The organism is Shewanella sp. ZOR0012 (genome assembly GCF_000798835.1).
GTDB classification, from domain to species: Bacteria; Pseudomonadota; Gammaproteobacteria; order Enterobacterales; family Shewanellaceae; genus Shewanella; species Shewanella xiamenensis.
The window spans coordinates 1,956,473-1,977,833 of sequence record NZ_JTLE01000094.1; the positions used below are offsets into that span (position 1 = coordinate 1,956,473).

General features: G+C 47.2%; 20 protein-coding genes. 8 read left to right on the top strand and 12 right to left on the bottom strand.

The features are described from left to right. Positions 1–133 precede the first annotated feature (133 nt). The gene (locus tag L976_RS10180; protein ID WP_037416310.1) at positions 134–769 is read right to left on the bottom strand and encodes a DUF3157 family protein; all 636 of its coding nucleotides are present in this window, start codon (positions 767–769) and stop codon (positions 134–136) included. Between the two features lie 218 nt (positions 770–987). Here L976_RS10180 and L976_RS10185 point away from each other — a divergent pair, with 218 nt between their 5' ends. Beyond that, a complete protein-coding gene (locus L976_RS10185; protein WP_047536483.1) occupies positions 988–1,380 on the top strand; it encodes a DUF1090 domain-containing protein in 393 nt (130 codons plus the stop codon). A gap of 17 nt (positions 1,381–1,397) precedes the next feature. On the opposite strand, the gene L976_RS10190 is transcribed toward L976_RS10185, so the two are convergent. Further along, positions 1,398–1,976, bottom strand: coding sequence for an outer membrane beta-barrel protein (locus L976_RS10190; RefSeq protein ID WP_047536485.1), 579 nt, complete (start codon positions 1,974–1,976; stop codon positions 1,398–1,400). 207 nt (positions 1,977–2,183) lie between these two features. On the opposite strand from L976_RS10190, the gene L976_RS10195 reads away from it, so the two are divergent. Continuing rightward, positions 2,184–3,452, top strand: a complete 1,269-nt coding sequence (locus L976_RS10195; RefSeq protein WP_037416320.1) for a mechanosensitive ion channel family protein — start codon at positions 2,184–2,186, stop codon at positions 3,450–3,452. Here L976_RS10195 and L976_RS10200 read toward each other — a convergent pair. Together L976_RS10200 and L976_RS10205 are read right to left on the bottom strand one after the other, a co-directional pair. Next, positions 3,449–4,072, bottom strand: a complete 624-nt coding sequence (locus L976_RS10200) for a LysE family translocator (protein WP_047536487.1) — start codon at positions 4,070–4,072, stop codon at positions 3,449–3,451. The two genes, L976_RS10195 and L976_RS10200, sit on opposite strands and share 4 nt — an antisense overlap. A gap of 26 nt (positions 4,073–4,098) precedes the next feature. Continuing rightward, a complete protein-coding gene (locus tag L976_RS10205; protein WP_047536489.1) occupies positions 4,099–4,659 on the bottom strand; it encodes a lysophospholipid acyltransferase family protein in 561 nt (186 codons plus the stop codon). Positions 4,660–4,788: 129 nt separating this feature from the next. Here L976_RS10205 and L976_RS10210 point away from each other — a divergent pair, with 129 nt between their 5' ends. Continuing rightward, positions 4,789–5,238: a YybH family protein gene (locus tag L976_RS10210; RefSeq protein ID WP_037416327.1), complete on the top strand. Its 450-nt coding sequence runs from the start codon at positions 4,789–4,791 to the stop codon at positions 5,236–5,238. 4 nt (positions 5,239–5,242) lie between these two features. Here L976_RS10210 and L976_RS10215 read toward each other — a convergent pair whose 3' ends face one another. Both L976_RS10215 and L976_RS10220 read right to left on the bottom strand, forming a co-directional pair. Beyond that, a complete protein-coding gene (locus L976_RS10215; RefSeq protein WP_047536491.1) occupies positions 5,243–6,043 on the bottom strand; it encodes an NRDE family protein in 801 nt (266 codons plus the stop codon). 62 nt (positions 6,044–6,105) lie between these two features. Then, positions 6,106–7,746 carry a metal transporter gene (locus L976_RS10220; protein WP_047536493.1) on the bottom strand — a complete coding sequence of 547 codons (1,641 nt, stop codon included), beginning with the start codon at positions 7,744–7,746 and terminating at the stop codon, positions 6,106–6,108. 286 nt (positions 7,747–8,032) lie between these two features. Here L976_RS10220 and L976_RS10225 point away from each other — a divergent pair, with 286 nt between their 5' ends. Both L976_RS10225 and L976_RS10230 read left to right on the top strand, forming a co-directional pair. Beyond that, positions 8,033–8,626, top strand: a complete 594-nt coding sequence (locus L976_RS10225; RefSeq protein WP_037416335.1) for a YhgN family NAAT transporter — start codon at positions 8,033–8,035, stop codon at positions 8,624–8,626. Between the two features lie 302 nt (positions 8,627–8,928). Then, on the top strand, positions 8,929–11,736 hold the full coding sequence (locus L976_RS10230) for an immune inhibitor A domain-containing protein (RefSeq protein WP_047536495.1): 2,808 nt from the start codon (positions 8,929–8,931) through the stop codon (positions 11,734–11,736). Between the two features lie 56 nt (positions 11,737–11,792). Here the strand turns inward: L976_RS10230 and L976_RS10235 are convergent, their stop codons facing one another. Continuing rightward, positions 11,793–12,362: a chorismate--pyruvate lyase family protein gene (locus L976_RS10235; RefSeq protein WP_047536497.1), complete on the bottom strand. Its 570-nt coding sequence runs from the start codon at positions 12,360–12,362 to the stop codon at positions 11,793–11,795. A 101-nt stretch (positions 12,363–12,463) separates the two neighbouring features. On the opposite strand from L976_RS10235, the gene L976_RS10240 reads away from it, so the two are divergent. Both L976_RS10240 and rlmF read left to right on the top strand, forming a co-directional pair. Further along, positions 12,464–12,874, top strand: coding sequence for a flagellar basal body-associated protein FliL (locus L976_RS10240; protein WP_037416344.1), 411 nt, complete (start codon positions 12,464–12,466; stop codon positions 12,872–12,874). A gap of 59 nt (positions 12,875–12,933) precedes the next feature. Next, the gene (gene rlmF, locus L976_RS10245; protein ID WP_047536500.1) at positions 12,934–14,064 is read left to right on the top strand and encodes a 23S rRNA (adenine(1618)-N(6))-methyltransferase RlmF; all 1,131 of its coding nucleotides are present in this window, start codon (positions 12,934–12,936) and stop codon (positions 14,062–14,064) included. Between the two features lie 39 nt (positions 14,065–14,103). Here the strand turns inward: rlmF and L976_RS10250 are convergent, their stop codons facing one another. The 4 genes from L976_RS10250 to moeA are packed head-to-tail and all read right to left on the bottom strand — an operon-like array spanning position 14,104 to position 17,159. Further along, on the bottom strand, positions 14,104–14,391 hold the full coding sequence (locus L976_RS10250) for a putative hemolysin (RefSeq protein WP_047536502.1): 288 nt from the start codon (positions 14,389–14,391) through the stop codon (positions 14,104–14,106). A gap of 25 nt (positions 14,392–14,416) precedes the next feature. Beyond that, positions 14,417–15,079 (bottom strand): Bax inhibitor-1 family protein, encoded by a 663-nt coding sequence (locus L976_RS10255; protein ID WP_037416350.1) that lies wholly within the window; start codon positions 15,077–15,079, stop codon positions 14,417–14,419. A 55-nt stretch (positions 15,080–15,134) separates the two neighbouring features. Then, entirely contained in the window at positions 15,135–15,896 is a 762-nt protein-coding gene (gene moeB / locus L976_RS10260) for a molybdopterin-synthase adenylyltransferase MoeB (RefSeq protein WP_047536504.1), read from the bottom strand. 9 nt (positions 15,897–15,905) lie between these two features. Further along, positions 15,906–17,159: a molybdopterin molybdotransferase MoeA gene (moeA, locus tag L976_RS10265; protein ID WP_047536506.1), complete on the bottom strand. Its 1,254-nt coding sequence runs from the start codon at positions 17,157–17,159 to the stop codon at positions 15,906–15,908. 328 nt (positions 17,160–17,487) lie between these two features. On the opposite strand from moeA, the gene ftnA reads away from it, so the two are divergent. After that, positions 17,488–18,024, top strand: a complete 537-nt coding sequence (ftnA, locus tag L976_RS10270) for a non-heme ferritin (protein ID WP_037416358.1) — start codon at positions 17,488–17,490, stop codon at positions 18,022–18,024. 75 nt (positions 18,025–18,099) lie between these two features. Here the strand turns inward: ftnA and L976_RS10275 are convergent, their stop codons facing one another. Next, positions 18,100–21,333 carry an EAL domain-containing protein gene (locus L976_RS10275; protein ID WP_047536508.1) on the bottom strand — a complete coding sequence of 1,078 codons (3,234 nt, stop codon included), beginning with the start codon at positions 21,331–21,333 and terminating at the stop codon, positions 18,100–18,102. Positions 21,334–21,361: the final 28 nt, after the last annotated feature.

Consider the following 21,361-nt stretch of genomic DNA (forward strand, 5'->3'; position numbering starts at 1 on the left):
TGGCTGGCTCTAAAAATAAACAGTGTCGAAGATTTGGGCATTCTAGCCTATATGGTGCAGAGTAAGGCAATAACAATAGGCGAAGATTTCAGGAATTGGATGTTAGCACCCAATTCCCGATCTTGCTTAAGGATCAACGAGAATTGATTTCGGTGATTTTTAGATTGAGCAATTGTTTCTGCCAACGGTTTTTATCGACGCCTTCAACCCAAATCACAGGGCTCTTACGCTGCTCGCCCTTACGTAGGTAGGTTTCTGGCATGCGGAAAATCGCTTCCCAGACTTCCAGTTTTTCGGTTTTGAGTAAGGTGCCATCGTCGGCAAAGAAGCTCGCTTCGACCTCAACTAAAGTCACGTGTTCGCCGCTGGTGCTGGCAAGCTCAAAGGTCAAGCCGAGTTTATCCTGCTTCCATTGGCTCTCGCTGAAGGTGACTTTAATGCCGTCTTTGGCAGTAGAGCCTAAGATCTCGGGTCTGGCGATAGCATTGGCGGTCAAGGTTGTGACAGGTTGGGTTGCTTCAACGGCGGATGTGCTGCTGGCTACTGCCGCTGCGGCTGTTGTTACAGTAGAACTTGGGGCCGCAACTGTGGCAACAGCTGGCGCTTTAGCGGCTTTGGTCTCTGTGATGATATATTCCCAGGTAAAGTCGTCTTTTAGTCTGACCTGAGCGCCATTCTCAAGGGTAATGGTGGCCACATCGGCTGCCATCACTGAGGATGAGAGCAATAAGAGTGAACTAAGTGCGCTAAGGCGAAATAAGGTTTGCATTGATTTTCTGGCTCCGGTATCCATCTGAGTCAACATTCTGCCCTAACATAAACAATTTGCAGCATATTCGTCACTGTCTAAGTCGCGTTTTGATGAATAAAGCGGATTTAGCCGTAAGAGAGGGCTGGCTGAGTTTAAGGTATGCGCTTAGGGATAAAAAGTATCAGGACGTTGTCATAGAGTCGGATTGTCTATAAACGTCTGTAGAGGAGAGTAAAATGCAAGGTAAACATTGTACTTATGGACTCGTTATCGGCTTGATTTTCAGTGCTGTAACCTGGGCAGATGAGCCACCTAAAACGGGCTGTGCTGCAAAATTAGCGACTATAAGTGCTGAACTCACTGAGGCTAAGGCTGCTGGTCATCAGCACAAAGTGGCAGGGCTAGAAAAGGCCTATAGTGAGGTCGCAAACCATTGTGACGATGACAGCTTAACTGCCGAGCGTTTAGCTAAAATTGAGGTCTTAGAGGCTAAATTAGCCGAGCGCCAGCATGAGCTTACCGAAGCGATTGCCGATGGTAAGCCTATGGATAAAATCAATAAAAAACGCCAAAAGATTGCAGAAGTTGAATCTGAGCTTGCTAAGGCTAGAGCAGAGCTCGCACAATAACTTCGGACTCTTTCGGTTTAACCCGCATACCCTATGCTCAAAATGGTCGATTCAGTGCTGGAGTTATAACCTGCACTCAGCATGACATGCTCTGTTAGGCGATATCTTAGGCCTGCTTCGGCACCCCAATGTTTGGACTTATCTTCTTCCCACGAGGGTTTGCCATCGACAATGCGGGGTGAAATATTGTTGGTATAAGCTGTGGTGCTGATATAGAGGCTGCCGCCCGCATAAATGCTAAAGTCATTGGTTAAACTGTAGCTTAAGCCTAAGCGCCAGAGGCTTTCTTGTCGATGTGATAGAGCGGGTTCTGGCACCTCAATATCGGTTTCACGACTGCGGGCATAACCAAGGTAATAACCCCATCGCTGATAATCATCATCGAAATGATAGGGCGCAAGGGTGATTCCGTAGAGATTATCTTCTGCGGGAACGTAATCGAGCATCAGCGCTACATAGGGAGTGGTGGTTCTCTCAACTGATTTATCTGGCATCATCAGATGATTTGAAGTGTTATATTCCGTTGCCTGTAGCGGTTGGCATAGGCTCAGTAGCCCAATGCTAAGATAGGCGAATTTAGCTAAATGACGATACATGGGATGGCTTCCTTGGTAGCAGGTGGATTATTGTTCATTTCCTTTTGTGTGTGGTCAATTCAAAATGCTAAAATCTCTTTTAAAATAATTGGTTGTAAAATTTTTGTATCTTATGGTGAGTGTTTTTAAAGGGATATTTAACTGAGGGTAACTCAGTTGTTTCCTTTGTATGACTTTGTTGCGCTAGCGCCTAAATTGGAGTGAATTGTGGATCAGGAAATAAGGCTCGAAATTTCGGCATGGTTAACGGGTTTGGGAATTGACAGTCAACCATCCGACGGAATATCAACCAGCATTATGCTGCTTGCTTGCGTGTTAGTAGCGGCCATTGCCTATTTTATTATGCGCCGTGGGGTGATCCGCGCGGTTAACATGGTGATCCTGCGATCTAGAGTGACGTGGGACGATGTGTTTATGCGCTATAAAGTGCTCGAAAAGCTGGCGATGTTAGTGCCCGCTATCGTGCTCAATCTGCTGGTGCCTATAACCTTAACAGAGCATCCGGTACTTAGCGGCTTAGTTGATCGCCTACTGAGTATCTGGCTGGTGGTATTGATGATCCGCGCTATCTACGCGGGGCTTGATGCGGTTAATGAAATCTCTGACATCAATCTGGTCAGCCGCCGTCTACCGGTTAAAAGCTTTGTGCAGTTGTTTAAGTTGTTCCTATTCTTTGTCGGCCTTATCGTGTCCCTTTCTGTGCTCGCCGATCAGTCTCCTGTGTACTTCCTCAGCGGCTTAGGTGTAGCGACGGGTTTTGTAATGTTAGTGTTCCGCGACACGATTTTAGGCTTTGTCGCAGGGATTCAGCTCGCAGCCAACCGCATGGTAAGCAAGGGCGACTGGATCCAAATGGATAAGTACGGCGCTGATGGCGCGGTGGAGGAAGTGTCCTTAACTACAGTTAAAGTACGTAACTGGGATAAGACCATCACCATGATCCCCGCCTATGCGTTAGTCTCGGATGCGTTCCGTAACTGGCGTGGTATGTCCGAATCGGGCGGGCGACGTATCAAACGTGCGGTTAATATCGATATCAACAGTATTAAGTTTTTAACTGAGGAAGATCGAAATCGCCTGAGTAAAATCAATTGTTTGAAAGAGTATTTCCCCGCCAAGATCAGCGAGATCCAAGCGTCGAATGCTAAAGTGTCGGATCTGGATATGATGGTCAATGGTCGCCATTTGACCAACGTGGGGACTTTCCGCGCTTATTTGCAGGAATACCTGCAACGCCACGATAAAGTGCATAAGGATATGACCCTGATGGTGCGCCAATTGGCACCGACCACCGAAGGCTTACCGATTGAGGTTTATATCTTTACCAATGATACCCGCTGGGCTTTTTATGAGGCGATACAAGCGGATATCTTCGACCATATCTTTGCCGTGTTGCCTGAGTTTGGTTTGCAGGCCTTCCAAGCGCCGACGGGTAACGATATCCGCAGTCTGAAATCGGTGAAGGTCGAGGGCTAGTCTCGACTGACGAGAATCGCGGCGAGGGTAAGAAATACGCCGCCGCTGGTTCGGTCAAACCAATGCAATTTGTTGCTGGCCTTAAGGCTAGGTGCCAGCACATTGGCCATCGAGGCGTAGATCATTACAAAGCTAAAGTCGACCATTGCCCAAGTGAGGGCAAGAATCGCCAATTGCGGTAATTGTGGTGCGGTTAAATCGATAAATTGTGGAAATAACGCCGCAAAAAACAGTAGGTCTTTAGGATTGCTGATCCCTACTAAAAATGCCTGTTTAAAGAGTTGTTTAGGCTGACCATTTCCTTCTTTTTTTGCCACTTCCAATGGCTGAACGTGCTGTTTTGTGAGCAATAATTTGATACCCAAAAACACCAGATAGGCGCCACCACACCACTTGAGTATGGTAAAGCCGTATTCCGAGGCGCTGATCAGTGCCCCTAAACCTGCCGCCGAGGCCACCATTAATACCAGTGCGGCGCTGACACTGCCAAGCCCTGTGGCTATGCTGCGTTTTTTACCGAAATGAATACCGTGGGACATAGACAACATTGCAATAGGCCCAGGAGAAATACCAATCAAAACAATCGCAAAAAGGTAGAGTAACCAAGTTTCGGTCTGCATGTTTTGCTCCGTGTTAGATGAGAGAATTAGCGTTTGTTATCGGGTGAATAATCAGGGATGACCTTGGGATGACGTCCCTTAATGCTGCGGTAAAAGCATAAAATCTCAGCCATATCTTGCTCTATATCCGTGGGTTGCAGTGGTGCACGGATCACCACGGCTTTACGCGCAAAATCTAAGCCTACAGGGACAATAGCGACCTGCGCTTTGGTCGCGATATGGTAGAAGCCGCATTTCCAACGGGTAACAGGGCTGCGCGTTCCTTCGGGGGCGAGTGCCAGTTTGTATTCGGACTGGGTGGCAAACAGTTGCACCGCAGAATCGACTAAGTTATTGTTTTTACGCCTATCAACTGGGCTACCACCAATCGCTCGGAAGAACCAACCCCAAGGTGGAATAAATAATTGATGCTTACCAAGGAAGTGGATGCGCGTAGCCAATGCACCGCGGGCGAGTACTCCAATAATAAAGTCCCAGTTACTGGTGTGTGGTGCGACAATGACAATGTATTTGGCTTGATTGGGGAGTTCCCCTTGGATTTGCCAGCCTGAAATCTTGAGTAGCCAGCGGCATAAATGTGTAAACATAGTGTGGTGCCCAGAGTCGAAAAATGAATAATATCATTAGCTTTTTTTAATTATAAATCGACTTAGACAAGATAGTCTGGGCCGAAATACTGATAATACAGTCTAACCTGATTGTGAGGGAGCGGTACTATGTTGCGACAAGGATTGATAAGAAAACCCATTTTGCAGTCTCTCGCGGCGCTTTTGCTGCTATTTGTTGGGCAGGTAAGTGCGGTGCCAACTGATGAGATTACCCAAATGTTAAAAGGTCAGGAAGATGCGTGGAATCGCGGTGATCTTGATGCTTACATGCAGGGTTATTGGCAGAGTGAGCAGCTTAGATTTGTCTCAAACGGTAAGTTTCGTTACGGCTGGGAAGAAACGCTTGCAGCCTATAAGAAAAATTATCCCGATAAAGAGGCACTAGGAGAGCTGAAGTTCACCATCAAAGAAATCAAAATGCTCAGTAACTACGCCGCAATGGTGGTGGGGCGCTGGGATTTAAAGCGGCAAAAGGATAGCCCGACAGGCGTATTTACCTTGCTGGTGGAGAAAATTGATGACCGTTGGGTGATCACTATGGATCACAGCTCTGACTGATATACTAAAAATCGGCTAAGCAGTCGGGCTGTTGCGGTAATTGGGACGGTAGGGTGAAGTGAAAATCCTGTTGTCCCAAACGTCGTCCCTTGCCATCGTATCTCACCTCAGTGAACTGAACTTCCCCTTGGGCATTTTGTAGCAAAATGCTGGTGGAACGAGTGCCATAGTCTGGGTGGCAAATATAAATCGCCGCGAGTCGGCGTTCCCACTCTAGCCCGACGCCAGTGTCGGGTAGCTCGTGATCCTGTGGCCGAGAATCATCCTGCATCAACCGTATAAGTGAATTTAGCTCAAGCGGTCCCGATTGTTGAATAAGGGCCTCGAGCGAGCGCTGACCTTTAGCCATTTTCGGCCAAATATCATCGAGCGCGCCATTGCTAATCGCGTGGAATCCTGTGGTTAATTTTACTGTTTCCCGTTTAAGACTGTTAAAGCAGTAGAGATGAGTCCCTTGGCCAAACACGAGATTGAAGGGTTGATAATTTTCAGCGTGTTCCACAAGCCAGTTAGGGCAGATCAGCGAGCCCGAACTTAATGCCTGAATGACAAGTTCGCCGCGGCTGCGCATCGGCTCTTGGGATTTTTGAGCCACCCTGAGGTTAGTGACTCCGGCAATTTGTCCCTGCTTATTCACCCCAAACCAAGTGCCGCCCGCCTGTAAATCTTTGCCCGCGAGCATATTCTGCTCAGGCGGCCAAAACTGTGCAGGTGCAGTAGGCCTGTGGTGAAACTCATCCCTATTCGCACAAATAATCAGTGGATACTGGGGATGAGTATTAAGGGCGACGAAAAGTATGCACATAACAGGCTAAGTTTATCCAAAGATGGAGTTAACTTAGCCTGTCTGTCGGCAAATGAACAGTGTTAGTGCTGGTGCTTATCGCTATGGGGATGGCTGTGGCCGCTAGTCTGACCGTGTGAATGAGAGTTGCCATGCCCGTGCACATGTGATGTTTCGGCTGTTTTAGCATGCGCGTGCGCATGATCATGGCGGTGTTTATGGCCGTGGGCCACAGGTTTTAACATCATTAAGCGGCGCAAGAATTTACGAGGCCCGAGGCGCAGTAAGCTGGCTGCAAATAAGGCTGATAAGATCAGCAGTGCCGTGAGGTTAATGGCTTCTGGTAGAGTGAACAACGAGAACCACATGGGCAACTTAAGTGCAGCAACGAGGGCTATGGCAATAATTGCCAGCAAAATCCCACGTTGTGACCAACCCATAAGTTTTAGCTGAGCGATATTCAACACCGGAGCGGCAATCAAAGGCAATACGATGGCCAGCGGACTCCAGCCGCTATAGGCTAAGGCGATTGACAATACGGCCGCGCCTAAATTGCAGAAGCGCATCGGTAAAAATACCAGCAATAGCACGGTAATCTGTAATATAGGGTTACTTAACGGTACCGAAGGGTGACCAATCAAGTTAACTAATACTAAGCTGAGGAGCACCCAAGGTGCGCTGCGATCAACCAAATGGGCGAAACCAAAACGCAGGGCTTGGCTTGGTAATTTAGTATGGGGATCGGTAATGTCGACCCGCGCATAGGCTAAATAGGCACTCATGATCAAGACAACTACGAGTTGAAACAGCGCTAACCAAGGGCCAAGCAATAGCGCCGTCAGTACGAGGGCTTCTGGGCCTGCTAAACGTTGGAACCAACGACGGGCGAGGCTATTGTCCTGTGGTGTTAAACCAAGCTGGAACCTTAGTGCCGCTACGGCGTAACTGAGTAATAGCACTGGCGCTATGGTTATTAGCCATGTTGTTAGCTGCTCTGTACTGTGGTCGTGATGGGCATGTTCGTGGCCGCCAGAATCCATCAATAACAGCATCATTAATAAACCAATACCGAGCAAACTGCCGATACCCGCCTGATATTCATACTGGCCTTGTTTATCTGTTTCCTGTTGACCATGTGGCTGATGTAACACAACATGCAGAATCGAGCCTGTCACAAAAGCTTGTAAATAAACGGTTTTATCTATGCTCATGTGCGATAAAAGCTGTTCGCTAGCAAAATAGCCAATACTCGTGAATAGCATAATGGCGCCAAAAATAACCAGCGTCCAACGAGCTCCAAGATGAGGTTTTAGTATCCACCAAATAGCAAAACCAACAGGGAGACGATGGAGTATAACGCCCAAGGCTAACAAAATGGAGTTGCCCTCATTTTGGGCTAATACCATAGCGCTCCCATCTGTGATGGTGTGCAGCAATAAGCCACTAATGCCAAGAAAAAGGGCAAAATTATGCGTAATTTCTGAGTAGCGGTGGAATAAGCGTTCACTGGCAGTGGGTCCCCACAGGCCGAGTACTACAAAGACGATGGCCAGCAGGCCGCCATGCTCGAGAAGTTCAGGTAGAATATGGATCAGCACTAATCCGCCTAAGGAGACGAAAATAAAGCCATCAAGTCCCTTCTGCAATCCGCTGCCTGATGCAAAGTAGCGGTAAAACAGTGGCCCGATTAAGAGTGCGAGACAACTAGCAAGAAGATAGAGCATGGATTCCACGAAAATTGGCTGAAAAAACGCTGTAGTATACCAGTTGTAATTTAAATGAGCAGCGACTTACAGGCAATTTACTCAAGCGAGATGTTGTGCTGCGGCTTGTAGTAAAAATGAATCAACGACTCAATGGCTTATGGATGATAGGTAAAAAACCGCTAGAGGATCATGAAACGGCACTCATAATCCATCTTAAGGAATTTTCTAGATAATTTTTCACATCTGTAACGCGAAAAAGTTATACAATATGTGCTCATGTTGGCTTAGACGTTGATAAAGTTAAATGGATATATTTTCTGCTGCGGTAATGTTGTTTCTTATCATGGACCCCCTCGGTAATTTACCGATATTCGCGTCGATTTTACGGCATATTGATCCTAAAAAACGTCGTAGGGTTTTGATTCGTGAACTCATTTTTGCATTAGTGATCATGTTGGCCTTCTTGTATGCCGGCGAAGCCATCTTAAGTTTCTTAAATCTGCGATCTGAATCGGTCAGTATTGCCGGTGGGATTATTTTGTTTCTGATCGCGATTCGGATGATTTTCCCCCAGCCGGGTGGTGTGGTTGGCCTTGCAGCAGGGGAGGAGCCATTTATCGTGCCGATGGCGATACCATTAATGGCGGGGCCATCTATTCTTGCCGCGCTCATTTTACTAGCGCATACCGATAGCTCACGTATGGGGGATTGGACTATTGCTCTCGTATCAGCTTGGGGCGCGAGTGCGGTTATCTTAATGTTTTATAAACTCTTTACCCGTATGTTGGGTGAAAAAGGGTTAACGGCTGTTGAACGTTTGATGGGGATGGTGCTGGTAATGATATCGGTACAAATGTTCCTCGATGGAGTATCAAACTATATGAAAACTGCTGGGTAAGCGTATTGCACCAAGTTATCAAAAACCGCATTACATCGTTAATGCGGTTTTTTTATGGCAAAAAATCGCTGTTGAGGATGCTTGCTGAACCAGCGCTGACAAAAGTACAAAAACCATCACCTTCCAATCTGTATCAAGTTGTTACACTCTTGGTGTCCTGATATGTTTTCACATCCCATTGAAGTTGGCTTTCCGATGAGGGAAGACAACCAATAAACAAACTTGCCATAGAGCAAATAGGCACTAGCCTTAAAAAATAGCTTGGCTATAACAGCGCAGATTGTGACGGAAGGAAGACGGTAATGCGAAGTACAAAGAGTATCACAGCGTTTGGATTGATGTTGGCCTTGCTAAGTGGCGCCAGTATCGCTGCGCCTAATCACACACCAGCGGATGCGGGGGTCATTAACAAAGAAAGGATCCTCTATTGGCTAATTAAGCGTGGCGAAGTCTCCGAGGATGCGAGCGATAGTGTCAAGCAAGCGGCCGTTGAAGCCTATATTGCCCGCGCGAGCCTTGCACAACCTAAAGAACCTCGGGTGGTGATTGAGGCAGAGCAAGAACGCCTCCATAAAGCCAAAACCACAGCAATGATGCGCGCACCTGCGCAGCGTGCTTTAGCGGATGCAGATGTGACTAAAACGGTTAAGGTATTAACCGTACTGATTGATTTTCCTGATTTAAGATATAACAACAACGGCTTAACCGCGAGTGATACAGACATGTATTATTCAAGTTATCCCGCTTCACACTACAAGAATTTACTCTTCTCAACGGCTGGTTTTAGTGGCCCGCAGGGGCAAACATTAGATTCGGCCTATCAGTATTACCAAGCTGTTTCGGGCAAAACTTTCTTCTTCACTGGCGATGTTAAAGGTTGGTATACCGCTGGCCAAAATGCTGATTACTATGGTGCTAATGATGCTGATACCAGCAACGACGTCAAAGTTGGCGAGCTGGTTAAAGAGGCGGTATCGCAGGCGGTTGCCAGTATGTCAGCTGCGGAGCTTGCTAGCTATGATATTGAAGATCCATATGATTTAAATGGTAATGGTAACTTAAACGAAGCCGATGGCATTATTGACCATGTGATGATTTTCCACTCCAGTATTGGGGAAGAAACCGGTGGGGGCAAATTAGGGGCTAATGCCATTTGGTCGCACCGTTATTACGTGAATCAAAGCACTCAAGGTTATACCTTGCCTGGAACAAACAAAAAAGTCTTTGGTTATACGATTCAACCAATAGATGCGGCGACTGGGGTGTGTACCCATGAGTTCGGCCATGATCTTGGGCTGCCCGATGAGTACGACACGACAGACAACGCTAACAAAGATGGCTCACCCGTGGGTTATTGGTCGTTAATGTCGGGCGGCAGTTGGACTGGAACGATTTCTGGCGCACAACCGAGCGGTTTTAGCCCCTACGCGCGTTCGTATTTACAGACGAAATATAAAGGTAAATGGCTTAACGAGCGTGAGATTAGCTTAGATACCATTCCTAGATCGGGCATGGAAATCACGCTCAATCAGGCGATAAACCAAGATGCGGTGAATCAAATATCGATTCCGCTACCTGCGACACAAATTGCCTTTAAAGCGCCTTATCAAGGGACTTACCAGTACTATTCTGGCCAAGGAAACATGCTGAGCAACAGCATGAGCTTTGCTGCAACCTTGCCAGTGACGAGTGATAAACTCACGCTTTCCATGCAAGCGAGCTGGGATATTGAGAATAGCTTTGACTATATGCAGGTCAACGTGGATGGCACAGCGATTGCGGGTAATTACACTCAATTCAGCAACACCATTAATAGTGCTCGACATATCATTACAGGTAAATCATCGAGCATCCCGACCGCAGTGGGCAGCGATGCTTGGGTCGCGTTGGAATATGATTTGTCGGCCTATGCAGGCAAAGCTGTCACTATTGAATTTAACTATGTGACCGATGAGGCAGTTAGTGGCTCAGGTATTACTATCGACAATATCAGCATCAAGCAAGGTACGAGTGAGTTGTATGCCGATAATGCCGAAGCTGCTAACAAAGCCACTTTCTCTGGTTATAGCCGCATTACTAACACTCGCCCAGGACCAGCATCACGTTACTTGATTCAATTACGCAGCCACAATGGTGTCGATGCGGGGTTAAAGAGTAAAGGATTTGATCCTGGCGTACTGCTATGGCTCGAGAATGCCAGCTATAGCGATAACAACGTGTCAGACCATCCCGGCCGAAGCTTAATTGGCGTGATTGATGCTGATCAAAATATGATTGGCACTAACTCTACCGATGTACAAATCCGAGATGCGGCTTTTAGCACGGTAAAACAAACCGCTTATTTTGGTGACAATAGCCTCGATGCGGTCAGTCTTTTTGATGATAGTTTGGATTACAGCGCACCACTACAACCTCAGTCTGGCATGCAACTGCAACAACTTGGGTTGACGATGGAAGTTGTCGCTCAAGCCAGTGATAACAGCACTGCAGTGATCCGTTTAGCGAATGCAAACGCCGATCCCGCATTAACTCCCTTAACCGCCGCAATTAATCTGAGCCAAAACGAGCAGGCGGTGACGGTTTCTGCTGCGGTAGAAGGAGGAGAAGGCGCGTATTCTTACGCTTGGGATTTCGGTGTAGCGGGAGCGACAAGTACCTCGGCCACAGCGGTTTATACCTACTCTGCGGCTGGAACCTATACGCTGACCTTAACCGTTACCGATGCCAAAGGTACAAAAGTCACCGCCACGAAAACCGTGGTAGTCAGCTTACCGTTAACTGCCAGCTTTAGTTTCAATGCGAGTCAGCTAACGGTGAACTTTAGCAACACCTCGACTGGCGGAGCTGGAAGCGTGAGCTATTTATGGAACTTTGGTGATGGCACCACAAGTACGGCGGTGTCACCATCCCATACTTACTTGAACGCGGGAACCTACACAGTAACCTTAACACTTAAAGATTCCCAAAACGCGACGGCAAGAAGTAGCTCAAGCGTCACCGTATCTGCCCCAATCACACCCCCATCGGAAGGTTCTGGTGGCGGAGGTAGCTTAGGTTGGCTTAGTCTTCTGCTGCTCGGTGGTTTTGCATGGCGTCGCCAGCGCCAATAAGTTTGAGAGTTAAAGCAAAATGCCTCTGATATCAGAGGCATTTTTGTTTTATCGGCTTAGGGGCAGAGCCTAGCGATTGCCTGTTCGGCGGCAGGGAGGAACATTTCACTGACAAACATTTCCTCTTCGTCATGGTGAAAATATCGGCGTCGGCCCCAAAGTTCATGCTCGACGTTTTGCGCTAAACTCTGTGCCAGTTGGGCAAGGCGGCTATCGGTGTCAAATTGGGCGATTTCAATGCGACCAGGAATGAAGCTATCTTGGCTAAATAATAATTCGCCGAGTGGGCGTGTACCTAGGCCTAAAAAATCGGCTTGGCGTGTCGATAACAAAGACTGAGGGATCAAGGTTCTGGCAAATACCCAAGGTACAGAATCGAGGCAGAGTAACACTTCGCGCACCCAAACGGTGTTTTGCTTAGGATATTCCCCTTCGAGCGGGGCACATTGGCCTTCACCAAGAATTTTGACTTCAAACTTATCGCAGCAGGTTTTGAGTTTTTGCGTCAGGCTTCCTGGCGCCAGCAACCATTCCTTAAGGGGAGAAGCGGGAAGATTTTTGGCATTTTCGGCACAAAACCATTGAATAGATTCGCCATAGGGAAAGCTTAAGCTGGTCACATTCATTAAATACTCGTTACAATATAAGCAAACGTCGGCAGTCTACCAGATAGATTGGGAAGTTTCTTCCATTGACCATTATTGTTTTTAGGGAGCTGTAAACCGCGATGAAAAAATTATTATCAGCCTGCCTGATCTTGCTCAGTGCTGTGTTTAGCGCATATGCAGCCGACGAGAAAGCTCCACCCCCTACTGGGGATTTCGCCTATTACGGGTTTGAGCCCGAAATTGTGACTAACTATATTTCAAACCGCAAAAAGCTCGGGTTTGTAAAGATCAGTGTTGAACTGATGGTAAAGAGTCCCGATGATTTAGTGATCGTTGAGCGCCATGATCCACTGTTGCGTGCCGCCATTATTGAGGTGCTGGGTAACCAAGCCGAAGAAAAAATTAAGTCTCTTACTGGCCGTGAAGAAATCCGCCGCGAATGCTTTGATATGGTCAATAATCTGCTGACCAAGGAAGCGGGTAAACCAATAGTAGTCAATCTACTGTTTACCTCTTATCTTTACGATTAATCCAGCCAATAGGCTAAGGGTCGATCTTTGGATTGGCCCGCTCTTGTTGAACCATCATTATGTCTAAACCCGTCGTTAAAATTGCCGCTAAGCCTGCGATGTCACCCACAGGAAAACGCAGCAAACCAAGCTCGCCTAAGCCACTTGTGGCAAAATCAGCAAAATCAGCAAAATCAGCAAAATCAGCAAAACCAAATATTGCCCCCGCTAAAGCGACGAGCAAGCCAAAACAGGGCGTTGAGAGAAAGACTTTGCACCCGCGTAATTTGCATGCTCACGGCTATGACTTTTCGGCGTTGATGACGAGTTACCCTAAGCTAAAAACCTTTGTTCGGCCAACGCCATACGGGGCCTTATCTATCGATTTTGCCGACCCCATAGCAGTGAAAACCCTCAATGCGGCCCTCTTGAAACATCATTATGGGCTGGCGTTTTGGGATATTCCTAAGGGGGCGCTGTGCCCACCGATCCCCGGACGAGTTGATTATCTGCACTACTTGGCTGATCTGTTGTTTGAAGGCGCCCCCGTCCAGCGTGCTGGACAAGTTAGCGCTTTAGATATCGGCACTGGGGCGAATGGCGTTTATGCCATCCTAGGGCATCAAGTGTATGGCTGGCAGTTTGTCGCCTCGGATATCAATGCCGAGTCGCTAGCCAATGTGCAGCGGATTATCGACAATAACCCGAGTTTGCAGGGGCACTTATCCTTAAGGCAGCAGCAGGATGAAAAGTCGGTCTTTAAGGGGATCATTCAGGCATCTGACCGCTTCGAGTTAACTCTGTGCAATCCTCCCTTTCATGGCTCGTTAAAAGAAGCTAGCGAAGGCTCGCTGCGCAAGGTGCGTAATCTGCAACTTAATCGCGGTGAACAGCCTAAAACGACCAGCGCAACCTTAAACTTTGGTGGCCAAGCGGCGGAACTTTGGTGCCAAGGCGGAGAGAGGCAATTTTTAGCCACAATGATCCGTGAGAGCCAAGCGTTTGCCGAGCAGTGTCTGTGGTTTACCAGTTTAGTGTCAAAGCAGGAAAATCTTAAACCTTGCTATCAAGCATTGGCAAAGTTGGGTGTTGATACCGTTAAAACCATTGAGATGCAGCAGGGTAATAAGATCACCCGCGTGTTAGCCTGGAGTTTCCATTCGCAGGCTAAACGTTTGCAGTGGCGAAATCAGATCGTCAGCGGGACATAAAACAACAGGCGCCGAGTGCGCCTGCTTTTTTACTCAGCCTCAATTACTGGGCTTTTCCTGTGGATGGTCGCGGCGAAATAGCGCCCACTCTTCAATCTGTTCACCGTTTGGCAAGGTACACATACCGTGTTCACCCTCTGCGGTTCTTTGGATTTCCGATATGCCACCGAGGGAGGCGCAATACTCTGATGCCGGGTTGGCGATTTGTGCTTTTGCTTCCGTTTTTGTTTCAGCCTGAGCGTTTGTTGCTGGCTCGGTTTTCTCGCCGCAGCCGATTAAGCTGGCGCCGATGATGAGACCGATTAACAGTGGTGAGGTTAGTTTCATGCTGTTTTCCTTGTCATTGAGTGACTTATTTTCGTCCTAAAATCCGCAAAATACGTAGAAATAGATTGATGATATCCATATACAAAGCGGCGGCGCTATCGACGGCGTTATCGACGGTTTTCGGGATTTGGTTCGCGCGGCCCCAATCGTAGCCAATATAGCCACAAAAGATCAGCACAACTATCCAATCTAAAATGCCGTGATGGGTATTAAAGATAAATATTTCAATTAGTTCGACCACTATTACCAATAGTAATGCGATGGTGAGTACTCCAGATATTTTTTGGAAAAACGCTGGAAACAGGGTGCCCAAACACATCATGGCAATCGTGACTAGGCCAGTTATTCTAATCGCTTCAGTAACTAATGCGGGATCGTACTGACTGACAACCATATTAATAATCAGGCCGAAGGGCACGACTACAAAGTTATAGCCAATAAAGCTGACGAGGGGATTAGTTGAAGATTGGAACAGATAAATCCCCAAGAAGCAGGAGGCGAAGTAACCGATAAAGAACACCCACGGATTCACGCTGGCAATCGCTTCGGGGTCGATATAGCTGACCATCATATAGTTCACGGCAAAACCCCAGACGAGGGTTAAGCCAATCACTAAGTTATAGACACCCGCGCCAATAATAGGGTCATCGGTTGTGCGGCGGTCAAATACGCTATTTTCAGTATCCATTTGATTTGTCATTCCTTAATTGTAAAAAGCGTGCTGAATATTAAAGGTTAATGTGCTACTCACCACATATCTTGCAGTGAGGGTGCTTGGGTAATTTCATCTCGCGAAATTCCATGGTCATAGCATCGATCATCAGCATTCGTCCTGCCAGTGTTTTGCCCATACCCGTGATGACTTTGATTGCTTCAACCGCCTGCAAGCAGCCGACCATACCGACGACGGGCGCAAGAATACCGGATTCGACACAGCTGAGTTGCTGCTCGCCAAAAAGTGAACTAAAGCAATGATAACAAGGCGTTTGCGCTTGATAGTCAAATACGGTGACCATGCCTTCCATGCGGATGGCGGCGGCAGAAATCAGTGGGATCTTGTGCTTAAAACAGCTCTTATTTAATTGCTCACGCACGCTGACATTATCAGTGCAATCGACCACGATACTGTGGTTGGCGACTAAGGCATCGATCTCATGGTCATCCAATACCGCATTGATGGTATTGATTTTAACGTGAGGATTGAGCTGATTAAGGCGCTGCTTGGCCGACTCGACTTTAGGTTGGCCAATAGTGGCATCCTGATGCAGCACTTGGCGCTGTAGGTTAGAGAGCTCAACCGTATCGAAATCGACTAAGGTCATCTCGCCAATACCCGCAACGGTCAAATATTGCCCCGCCGCGCAGCCTAAACCGCCGGCGCCAATCATCAACACTTTGGCGAGTTTTAAGCGTTCTTGGCCATCGATATCCATCGCCTTGATCGAGATTTGGCGGCTGTAGCGGGTGAGTTCGCTATCGCTAAGGATGTCTACTTGTTGATTCATAAAAAGACCTTAGCAAAGCACGCTGTTAAAGGGTTCAACCGTGACTTTTGTGCCCGCTGGCGAGTCACCTTGGAACTGTTCTAACAACACAAAGCAGTTAGCCAGACTCATCGAGGTCAACATACCCGACCCTTGACTGCCTGTAATGGCGACTTCCAGCTCGCCCTGTGCATTGCGGGATAAAATACCGCGCTGATACTCAACGCGGCCGGGCTGTTTACGCACTGGTGTCGTCAGGGTAGCTGATAACATCAGTGGCGCTTTTGGGGTTAAGCCCTGCATCTTGTTTAGAATTGGCCACACCAGCTTATAGAATGTCACCATAGAGGACACAGGATTACCCGGTAAACCACAGAATACTGCTTTGCCTATGCGTCCCATGGCGAAGGGTTTACCTGGTTTGATGGCGAGTTTCCAGAAGGTGATTTTGCCTTCTTCATCAAGGATCTGCTTCGTAAAATCTGCCTCACCGACGGATACGCCGCCCGAGGTTAATACCATATCCGCTTGGCTCGCAGCATGGCGAAATGCATGGCGAATCGCCTCTGGATCGTCAGCGACAACCCCTAAATCCAACCATTCCACATTGGCGCGGTTGAGTAACCCTTGGATTGAATAGCGGTTGGAGTCGTAAATTTGCCCTGGCGCTAAGTCGCTGCCCACGGGGCGCAGCTCATCCCCTGTGGAGAAAAATGCGACCTTGAGTTGGCGGTAAACCCGCACCTGACTCACGCCAATGGTGGCTAATACACCGAGCTCGGCGGCTTTAATTTCGATGCCCGCTTTCAGCACTTTGGTGCCTTGCAATAGCTCTTCACCGCGGCAACGCACATTGGCGCCCTTAGCCTTAGGGTGATTGATTTGGATTTGATTGCCCTGTGCTTGGGTCTCTTCCTGCATTTGCACTGTGTCATAACCCGCAGGCACTGGCGCGCCCGTCATAATGCGCACGCAGGAGTTGGGGATAATTTCACCCTCAAAGCCATGGCCTGCGAAGGAGCTACCAATCAGTGTTAATGTGGTGTGCTCGGTTTGACTGTTTAAATCGGCAAAGCGAAAAGCGTAGCCATCCATTGATGAGTTATCAAAGGGGGGTAAATCGATACACGAGGCCAAATCCTCTGCTAACACGCGGCCAAGCGCGTGGGGAAGTGTAACGACTTCGGTGTCTGACACTGGGCTAACCTGCTCAAGCAGAAGGGGGATGGCTTGATCTGGATGCATTAAGCTAGGTTGCGAACAAGGATCGGCTTTCACGGACATCGGGTCTTCCTTATGGGCAAAGGGTTGGAGCAAATATGGGGGCTATTATGCCACGCTGCGCTTGCTTGGCTATGATCTGCATAGGAGTTTATGTGATTTGTTAGGTAGTTTTCCTTAAGTGTTGCCTAAGGTTTACTCTTTTTATACTTGAGTTTGCAGTACCGTTCGTGCGGTACTAAACGCGATTCTATGAACAAATGAAAATCATTTTTATCAATGAATCATTAACTTAGCTAAGTCAACAAAGGTAAATTTTGTTGCTTTTGCTGCCGCCCTTCATGACAATGTGAGCCGATGATTTAAGTGCGAATGCCCAAGAGGATTAACTATGCTGTCTGCAACCATGATCGAAAAGTTGAATGAACAAATTAATATGGAGTTTTTCTCCTCTAATTTATACCTGCAAATGAGTGCATGGTGTGAAGATCAAGGCTTTGAAGGCGCAGCAAAATTTATGCGCGAACATGCAGATGAAGAAATGGGCCATATGCGCCGTTTGTTCACCTATGTGAGTGAAACCGGTGGTTTACCTCTATTGGGCGCCATTGCAGCACCTCAGTCACAGTTCGATTCTCTGCTGGCGTTATTCGAGCTGACCTATGAGCATGAACAGTTAATTACTCGTCAGATTAACGCGTTAGCCCACACTGCATTTTCGAATCAAGATTATTCAACCTTCAATTTTCTGCAATGGTATGTGGCTGAACAGCATGAAGAAGAAAAGCTGTTTAAGTCGATTGTCGATAAGATCCGTTTAGTGGGTGAAGATGGCAAAGCGTTGTTCTTTATTGATAAAGATCTTGCCAAATTAGCCTCAAAGGGCGGTGAAAGTATTATGAATGCCCAAAGCCAACCGCAGGCTTAAGCGCAACATCTTTGCCCATAAAAAAGCAGCCTAGGCTGTTTTTTATGGGCAAAAATCAGGGTTTGGGTCAATCTATTAAGCATTTACGCACTTTTCGCGCGGTTCTTGCTGCTGTAATAATGCCGGTAGTGTTTGGCTTAGCAGCGGCGTAATGGCTGCAAATGGCAGGGGCTTAGAGATCAAATAGCCTTGGGCGTAGTGGCAACCTAAATCGCGCAGTAGATTCCATTGGGCTTCGGTTTCAATCCCTTCGGCCACGAGTTCCATTTCAAGGCTTTGCCCCATCATCACGATGGCTTTCACTAAATTAGTATTTGAGCTATTGCTCAGGGCATTTTCCACAAAGCTACGATCGATTTTTATCACAGAGATAGGGAATTTCTTCAAATAACTCAAGGATGAATAGCCAGTACCAAAATCGTCGATATAAATCTGCGAGCCTAAATGACGGATGGATTCTAGGGTGGTTAAGCAATGGCTAGCATCGCCCATCAGCATGCTTTCAGTGATCTCAATATGCACGTTTCTTGGGTTGATATGGTGGCGGTTAAAGCATTCTTGCAGCACTTGATCAAATCCTAAACCTCGAGCATTTACACATTGGCGGCTTGAAACATTGATAGCCACGTTAAGGTGTAAGCCAAGTTGTTGCCATTGTCTGAGGTCGTGCATCGCTTGGTTGAGCACCCATTCCCCCATAGGTTCGATAAGTCCTGTTTCTTCAGCGATGCCAATAAACTGGTCAGGAGGGATTAAGCCTAAATCAGGGTCTTGCCAGCGGATCAGCGCTTCAACACTGCAGACTTTACCCGTTTTCATCTCCACAATCGGTTGATAGTGCAGCGTAAACTCATTCTGTGCCACGGCACGGCGTAGCCGCTGTTCAAGCTCCATACGGGCAAACATGGCTTGGTTCATTCCTGAGGTGAAGTATTTGAAGTTATTGCGGCCGGCGTCTTTTGCCTGATACATGGCCATTTCGGTGTTGCGGGTCAGCGAGCTGACATCTAGCCCATCTTCTGGGTAAACTCCAATCCCAAAGCTGGCAGAAATTTGAATTTCCCGTTCATTCAAGCTAAAAGGCGTCGACAGGGTTTCGATGATATGGCTTGCCATATGCTCGATCGCAAATTCATTGGTGACACGGGGAAGGATAAGCACAAATTCGTCCCCGCCGATGCGGGCGACAAAGTCGGTTTTACCAGCAATATTTTCCAGTCGCTTGGCCACATCTTGTAATAATAAGTCGCCTGTGGCGTGGCCTTGTACGTCATTAATATATTTAAATTGGTCTAAATCAATCAGCAGAATCGCCAGTTTACGGGAGTCATGTTGGGCGAGCTGGATTTCATGCTGCAGCCGCTCATTAAAGAGTTTGCGATTCGGTAATCCGGTGAGCGTATCGAAATGTGCCTGGTACCACAGATCCTGTTCATATTGCTTACGTTTACTGATATCCATAAATAAACCAATATGTTGGATGATTTCACCCCGTTCATTACGCACCACTGTAATCGCAAGATACTCGGGATAGACTTGGCCATCTTTGCGCTTATTCCAGATTTCGCCTTCCCATTTGCCGTTTTTTTCTAATGCTTCCCACATCGCGGTATAGAAATGGCTTGGATGGCGTTTCGAGCTTAAAAGTGAAGGGCTTCGGCCTTTCACCTCTTCTAAGCTATAGCCTGTGATCTGGCTAAAGGCGGGGTTAACTAATTCGATATGGTTATCGGCATCCGTCACCATAATGCCTTCGGCCGAATAGTTAAAGACCGCCGCGGCCCGATTAAGCGCTTGATTCGCTTTTTGGCGCTCGCTCAGCATACGGTTCATCGCCCGAGACATCCGCGCAAGTTCATCTGAGCCTGACACATCAATATGAATATTCAACTCAGGGTCGGTGGCCATTCGCTGCATATCATTAGCAATTTGGGTGATTTTATCCATAAAGCTACGAATGATTTTCCGCCCTAGCCACAGGGTGATGGTGGCGGTAAATAAGGCGGAGAGCAGATAAATACCTAATAGGGTTAGCGCATGCTGTTGTTGTTCATTACTCTGGCGAGCCATGGTACGCGTGATTTCATTACTGAGCGCGTTCAGCTTATTGATTCTATCTGTGGTTAATGTCCACCAGTGTTTGCTGCTCACTGGATGGGGAGGCATTAATAATTTATCAATGGCGCTAGTGAGATCGGTATTGTTGATGTGAGCAAGGGCGGTGATTTCAGCGAGCGATAGTTTTTGATCTTTTAATTGTAAGATCTTGGACATGCAGAATTGATACTGGTTGATACTCTCTTCGATAATCTGTACTGCAGGCGCAAGTGAAGGCAGGTTGATTGTTTCGCGGTTAAGTTCTGCGAGTTTTTGCTGAATCGTGGCTAAGGATTGATTGAACTTCTCAAGCGATATCAGGCTACCCGTTAATAAGTAATCTTGAAAACTATCGATTAACCCATCGTAACCCAGATGGGCGTTGATGCTTTGTACTAACGTGCTGATATGGATCTGTTGCTCTATTTGTTGACTGATTTTAAGTATTCGCAAGCTTTCCGGTGAGGCTTGTATCTGGCGGATGAGGGAATGTCTGTCAGATATTGAGGCATTGCTGGCATGGGAGATGGCTTGGCCATATTCATACATAATGGTATTGATGGCTTTGTAGTCATTAATGCTGAGGCTTTCTGACAACAACATACGATTGATGGCGCTGCGTTCTTTCACCGCCAACTCTTGCACCATCAGTAGATTCAGTAAATCCGCGTAGGCTCTTGATTGATTAATATCATTGGTGAGTAATTGCAGTTGTTGGATTAACTGCATTAATTCAGAATTAAATTGTTGATATAAATCGATAAATGCAGATGGGTGTTGATCGAGAGCCTCTTGGCGGCTCGATGCCAATTTATGACTTAGCAGCGTTAAACTCGTCAGTTTTTCCTGTAACTGGGTCGATGCCAGTTGGCCACTTAACGCAGTATTCAACGCAAGCAAAGCCGGACTCTTAAGCAGTGTTTCTAGTGCATCAGAGGTCAGTTGTTGCTGTTGCAATAGACGTGTTTCATCTTGAGGCGTAGTGGCTGGGAGTAATTGGGTACTTAATCCATATTCGTTATGAAGTTGATAGAGTAATTCATTGATTTTTGAAGTAGTTTGTATTGCCAAATGGTTTTGAGTGGCAAAGCGATACTCTTTCACAAGTACATACATTCGCGACAGCACAAAAATACTCATCATCAGCAAAGGTAGCAGCGAAAACAGAATCAGTTTCTGTTTCAAGCTGAGATGCTGTAGCGTGGATGGCATACAAACTTACTCCTCAATTGGCCTGATT

Bases quoted from the DNA above. Each gene is read 5' to 3' on its own strand.
- moeB (WP_047536504.1), bottom strand. From the start codon at position 15,896: ATGAATCAACAAGTAGACATCCTTAGCGATAGCGAACTCACCCGCTAC.
- L976_RS10235 (WP_047536497.1), bottom strand. From the start codon at position 12,362: ATGAATGTGACCAGCTTAAGCTTTCCCTATGGCGAATCTATTCAATGG.
- L976_RS10220 (WP_047536493.1), bottom strand. From the start codon at position 7,746: ATGCTCTATCTTCTTGCTAGTTGTCTCGCACTCTTAATCGGGCCACTG.
- L976_RS10210 (WP_037416327.1), top strand. From the start codon at position 4,789: ATGTTGCGACAAGGATTGATAAGAAAACCCATTTTGCAGTCTCTCGCG.
- L976_RS10205 (WP_047536489.1), bottom strand. From the start codon at position 4,659: ATGTTTACACATTTATGCCGCTGGCTACTCAAGATTTCAGGCTGGCAA.
- L976_RS10225 (WP_037416335.1), top strand. From the start codon at position 8,033: ATGGATATATTTTCTGCTGCGGTAATGTTGTTTCTTATCATGGACCCC.
- L976_RS10275 (WP_047536508.1), bottom strand. From the start codon at position 21,333: ATGCCATCCACGCTACAGCATCTCAGCTTGAAACAGAAACTGATTCTG.
- ftnA (WP_037416358.1), top strand. From the start codon at position 17,488: ATGCTGTCTGCAACCATGATCGAAAAGTTGAATGAACAAATTAATATG.
- L976_RS10200 (WP_047536487.1), bottom strand. From the start codon at position 4,072: ATGCAGACCGAAACTTGGTTACTCTACCTTTTTGCGATTGTTTTGATT.
- L976_RS10255 (WP_037416350.1), bottom strand. From the start codon at position 15,079: ATGGATACTGAAAATAGCGTATTTGACCGCCGCACAACCGATGACCCT.
- moeA (WP_047536506.1), bottom strand. From the start codon at position 17,159: ATGTCCGTGAAAGCCGATCCTTGTTCGCAACCTAGCTTAATGCATCCA.
- L976_RS10190 (WP_047536485.1), bottom strand. From the start codon at position 1,976: ATGTATCGTCATTTAGCTAAATTCGCCTATCTTAGCATTGGGCTACTG.
- L976_RS10230 (WP_047536495.1), top strand. From the start codon at position 8,929: ATGCGAAGTACAAAGAGTATCACAGCGTTTGGATTGATGTTGGCCTTG.
- L976_RS10240 (WP_037416344.1), top strand. From the start codon at position 12,464: ATGAAAAAATTATTATCAGCCTGCCTGATCTTGCTCAGTGCTGTGTTT.
- L976_RS10250 (WP_047536502.1), bottom strand. From the start codon at position 14,391: ATGAAACTAACCTCACCACTGTTAATCGGTCTCATCATCGGCGCCAGC.
- L976_RS10180 (WP_037416310.1), bottom strand. From the start codon at position 769: ATGCAAACCTTATTTCGCCTTAGCGCACTTAGTTCACTCTTATTGCTC.
- L976_RS10185 (WP_047536483.1), top strand. From the start codon at position 988: ATGCAAGGTAAACATTGTACTTATGGACTCGTTATCGGCTTGATTTTC.
- L976_RS10215 (WP_047536491.1), bottom strand. From the start codon at position 6,043: ATGTGCATACTTTTCGTCGCCCTTAATACTCATCCCCAGTATCCACTG.
- rlmF (WP_047536500.1), top strand. From the start codon at position 12,934: ATGTCTAAACCCGTCGTTAAAATTGCCGCTAAGCCTGCGATGTCACCC.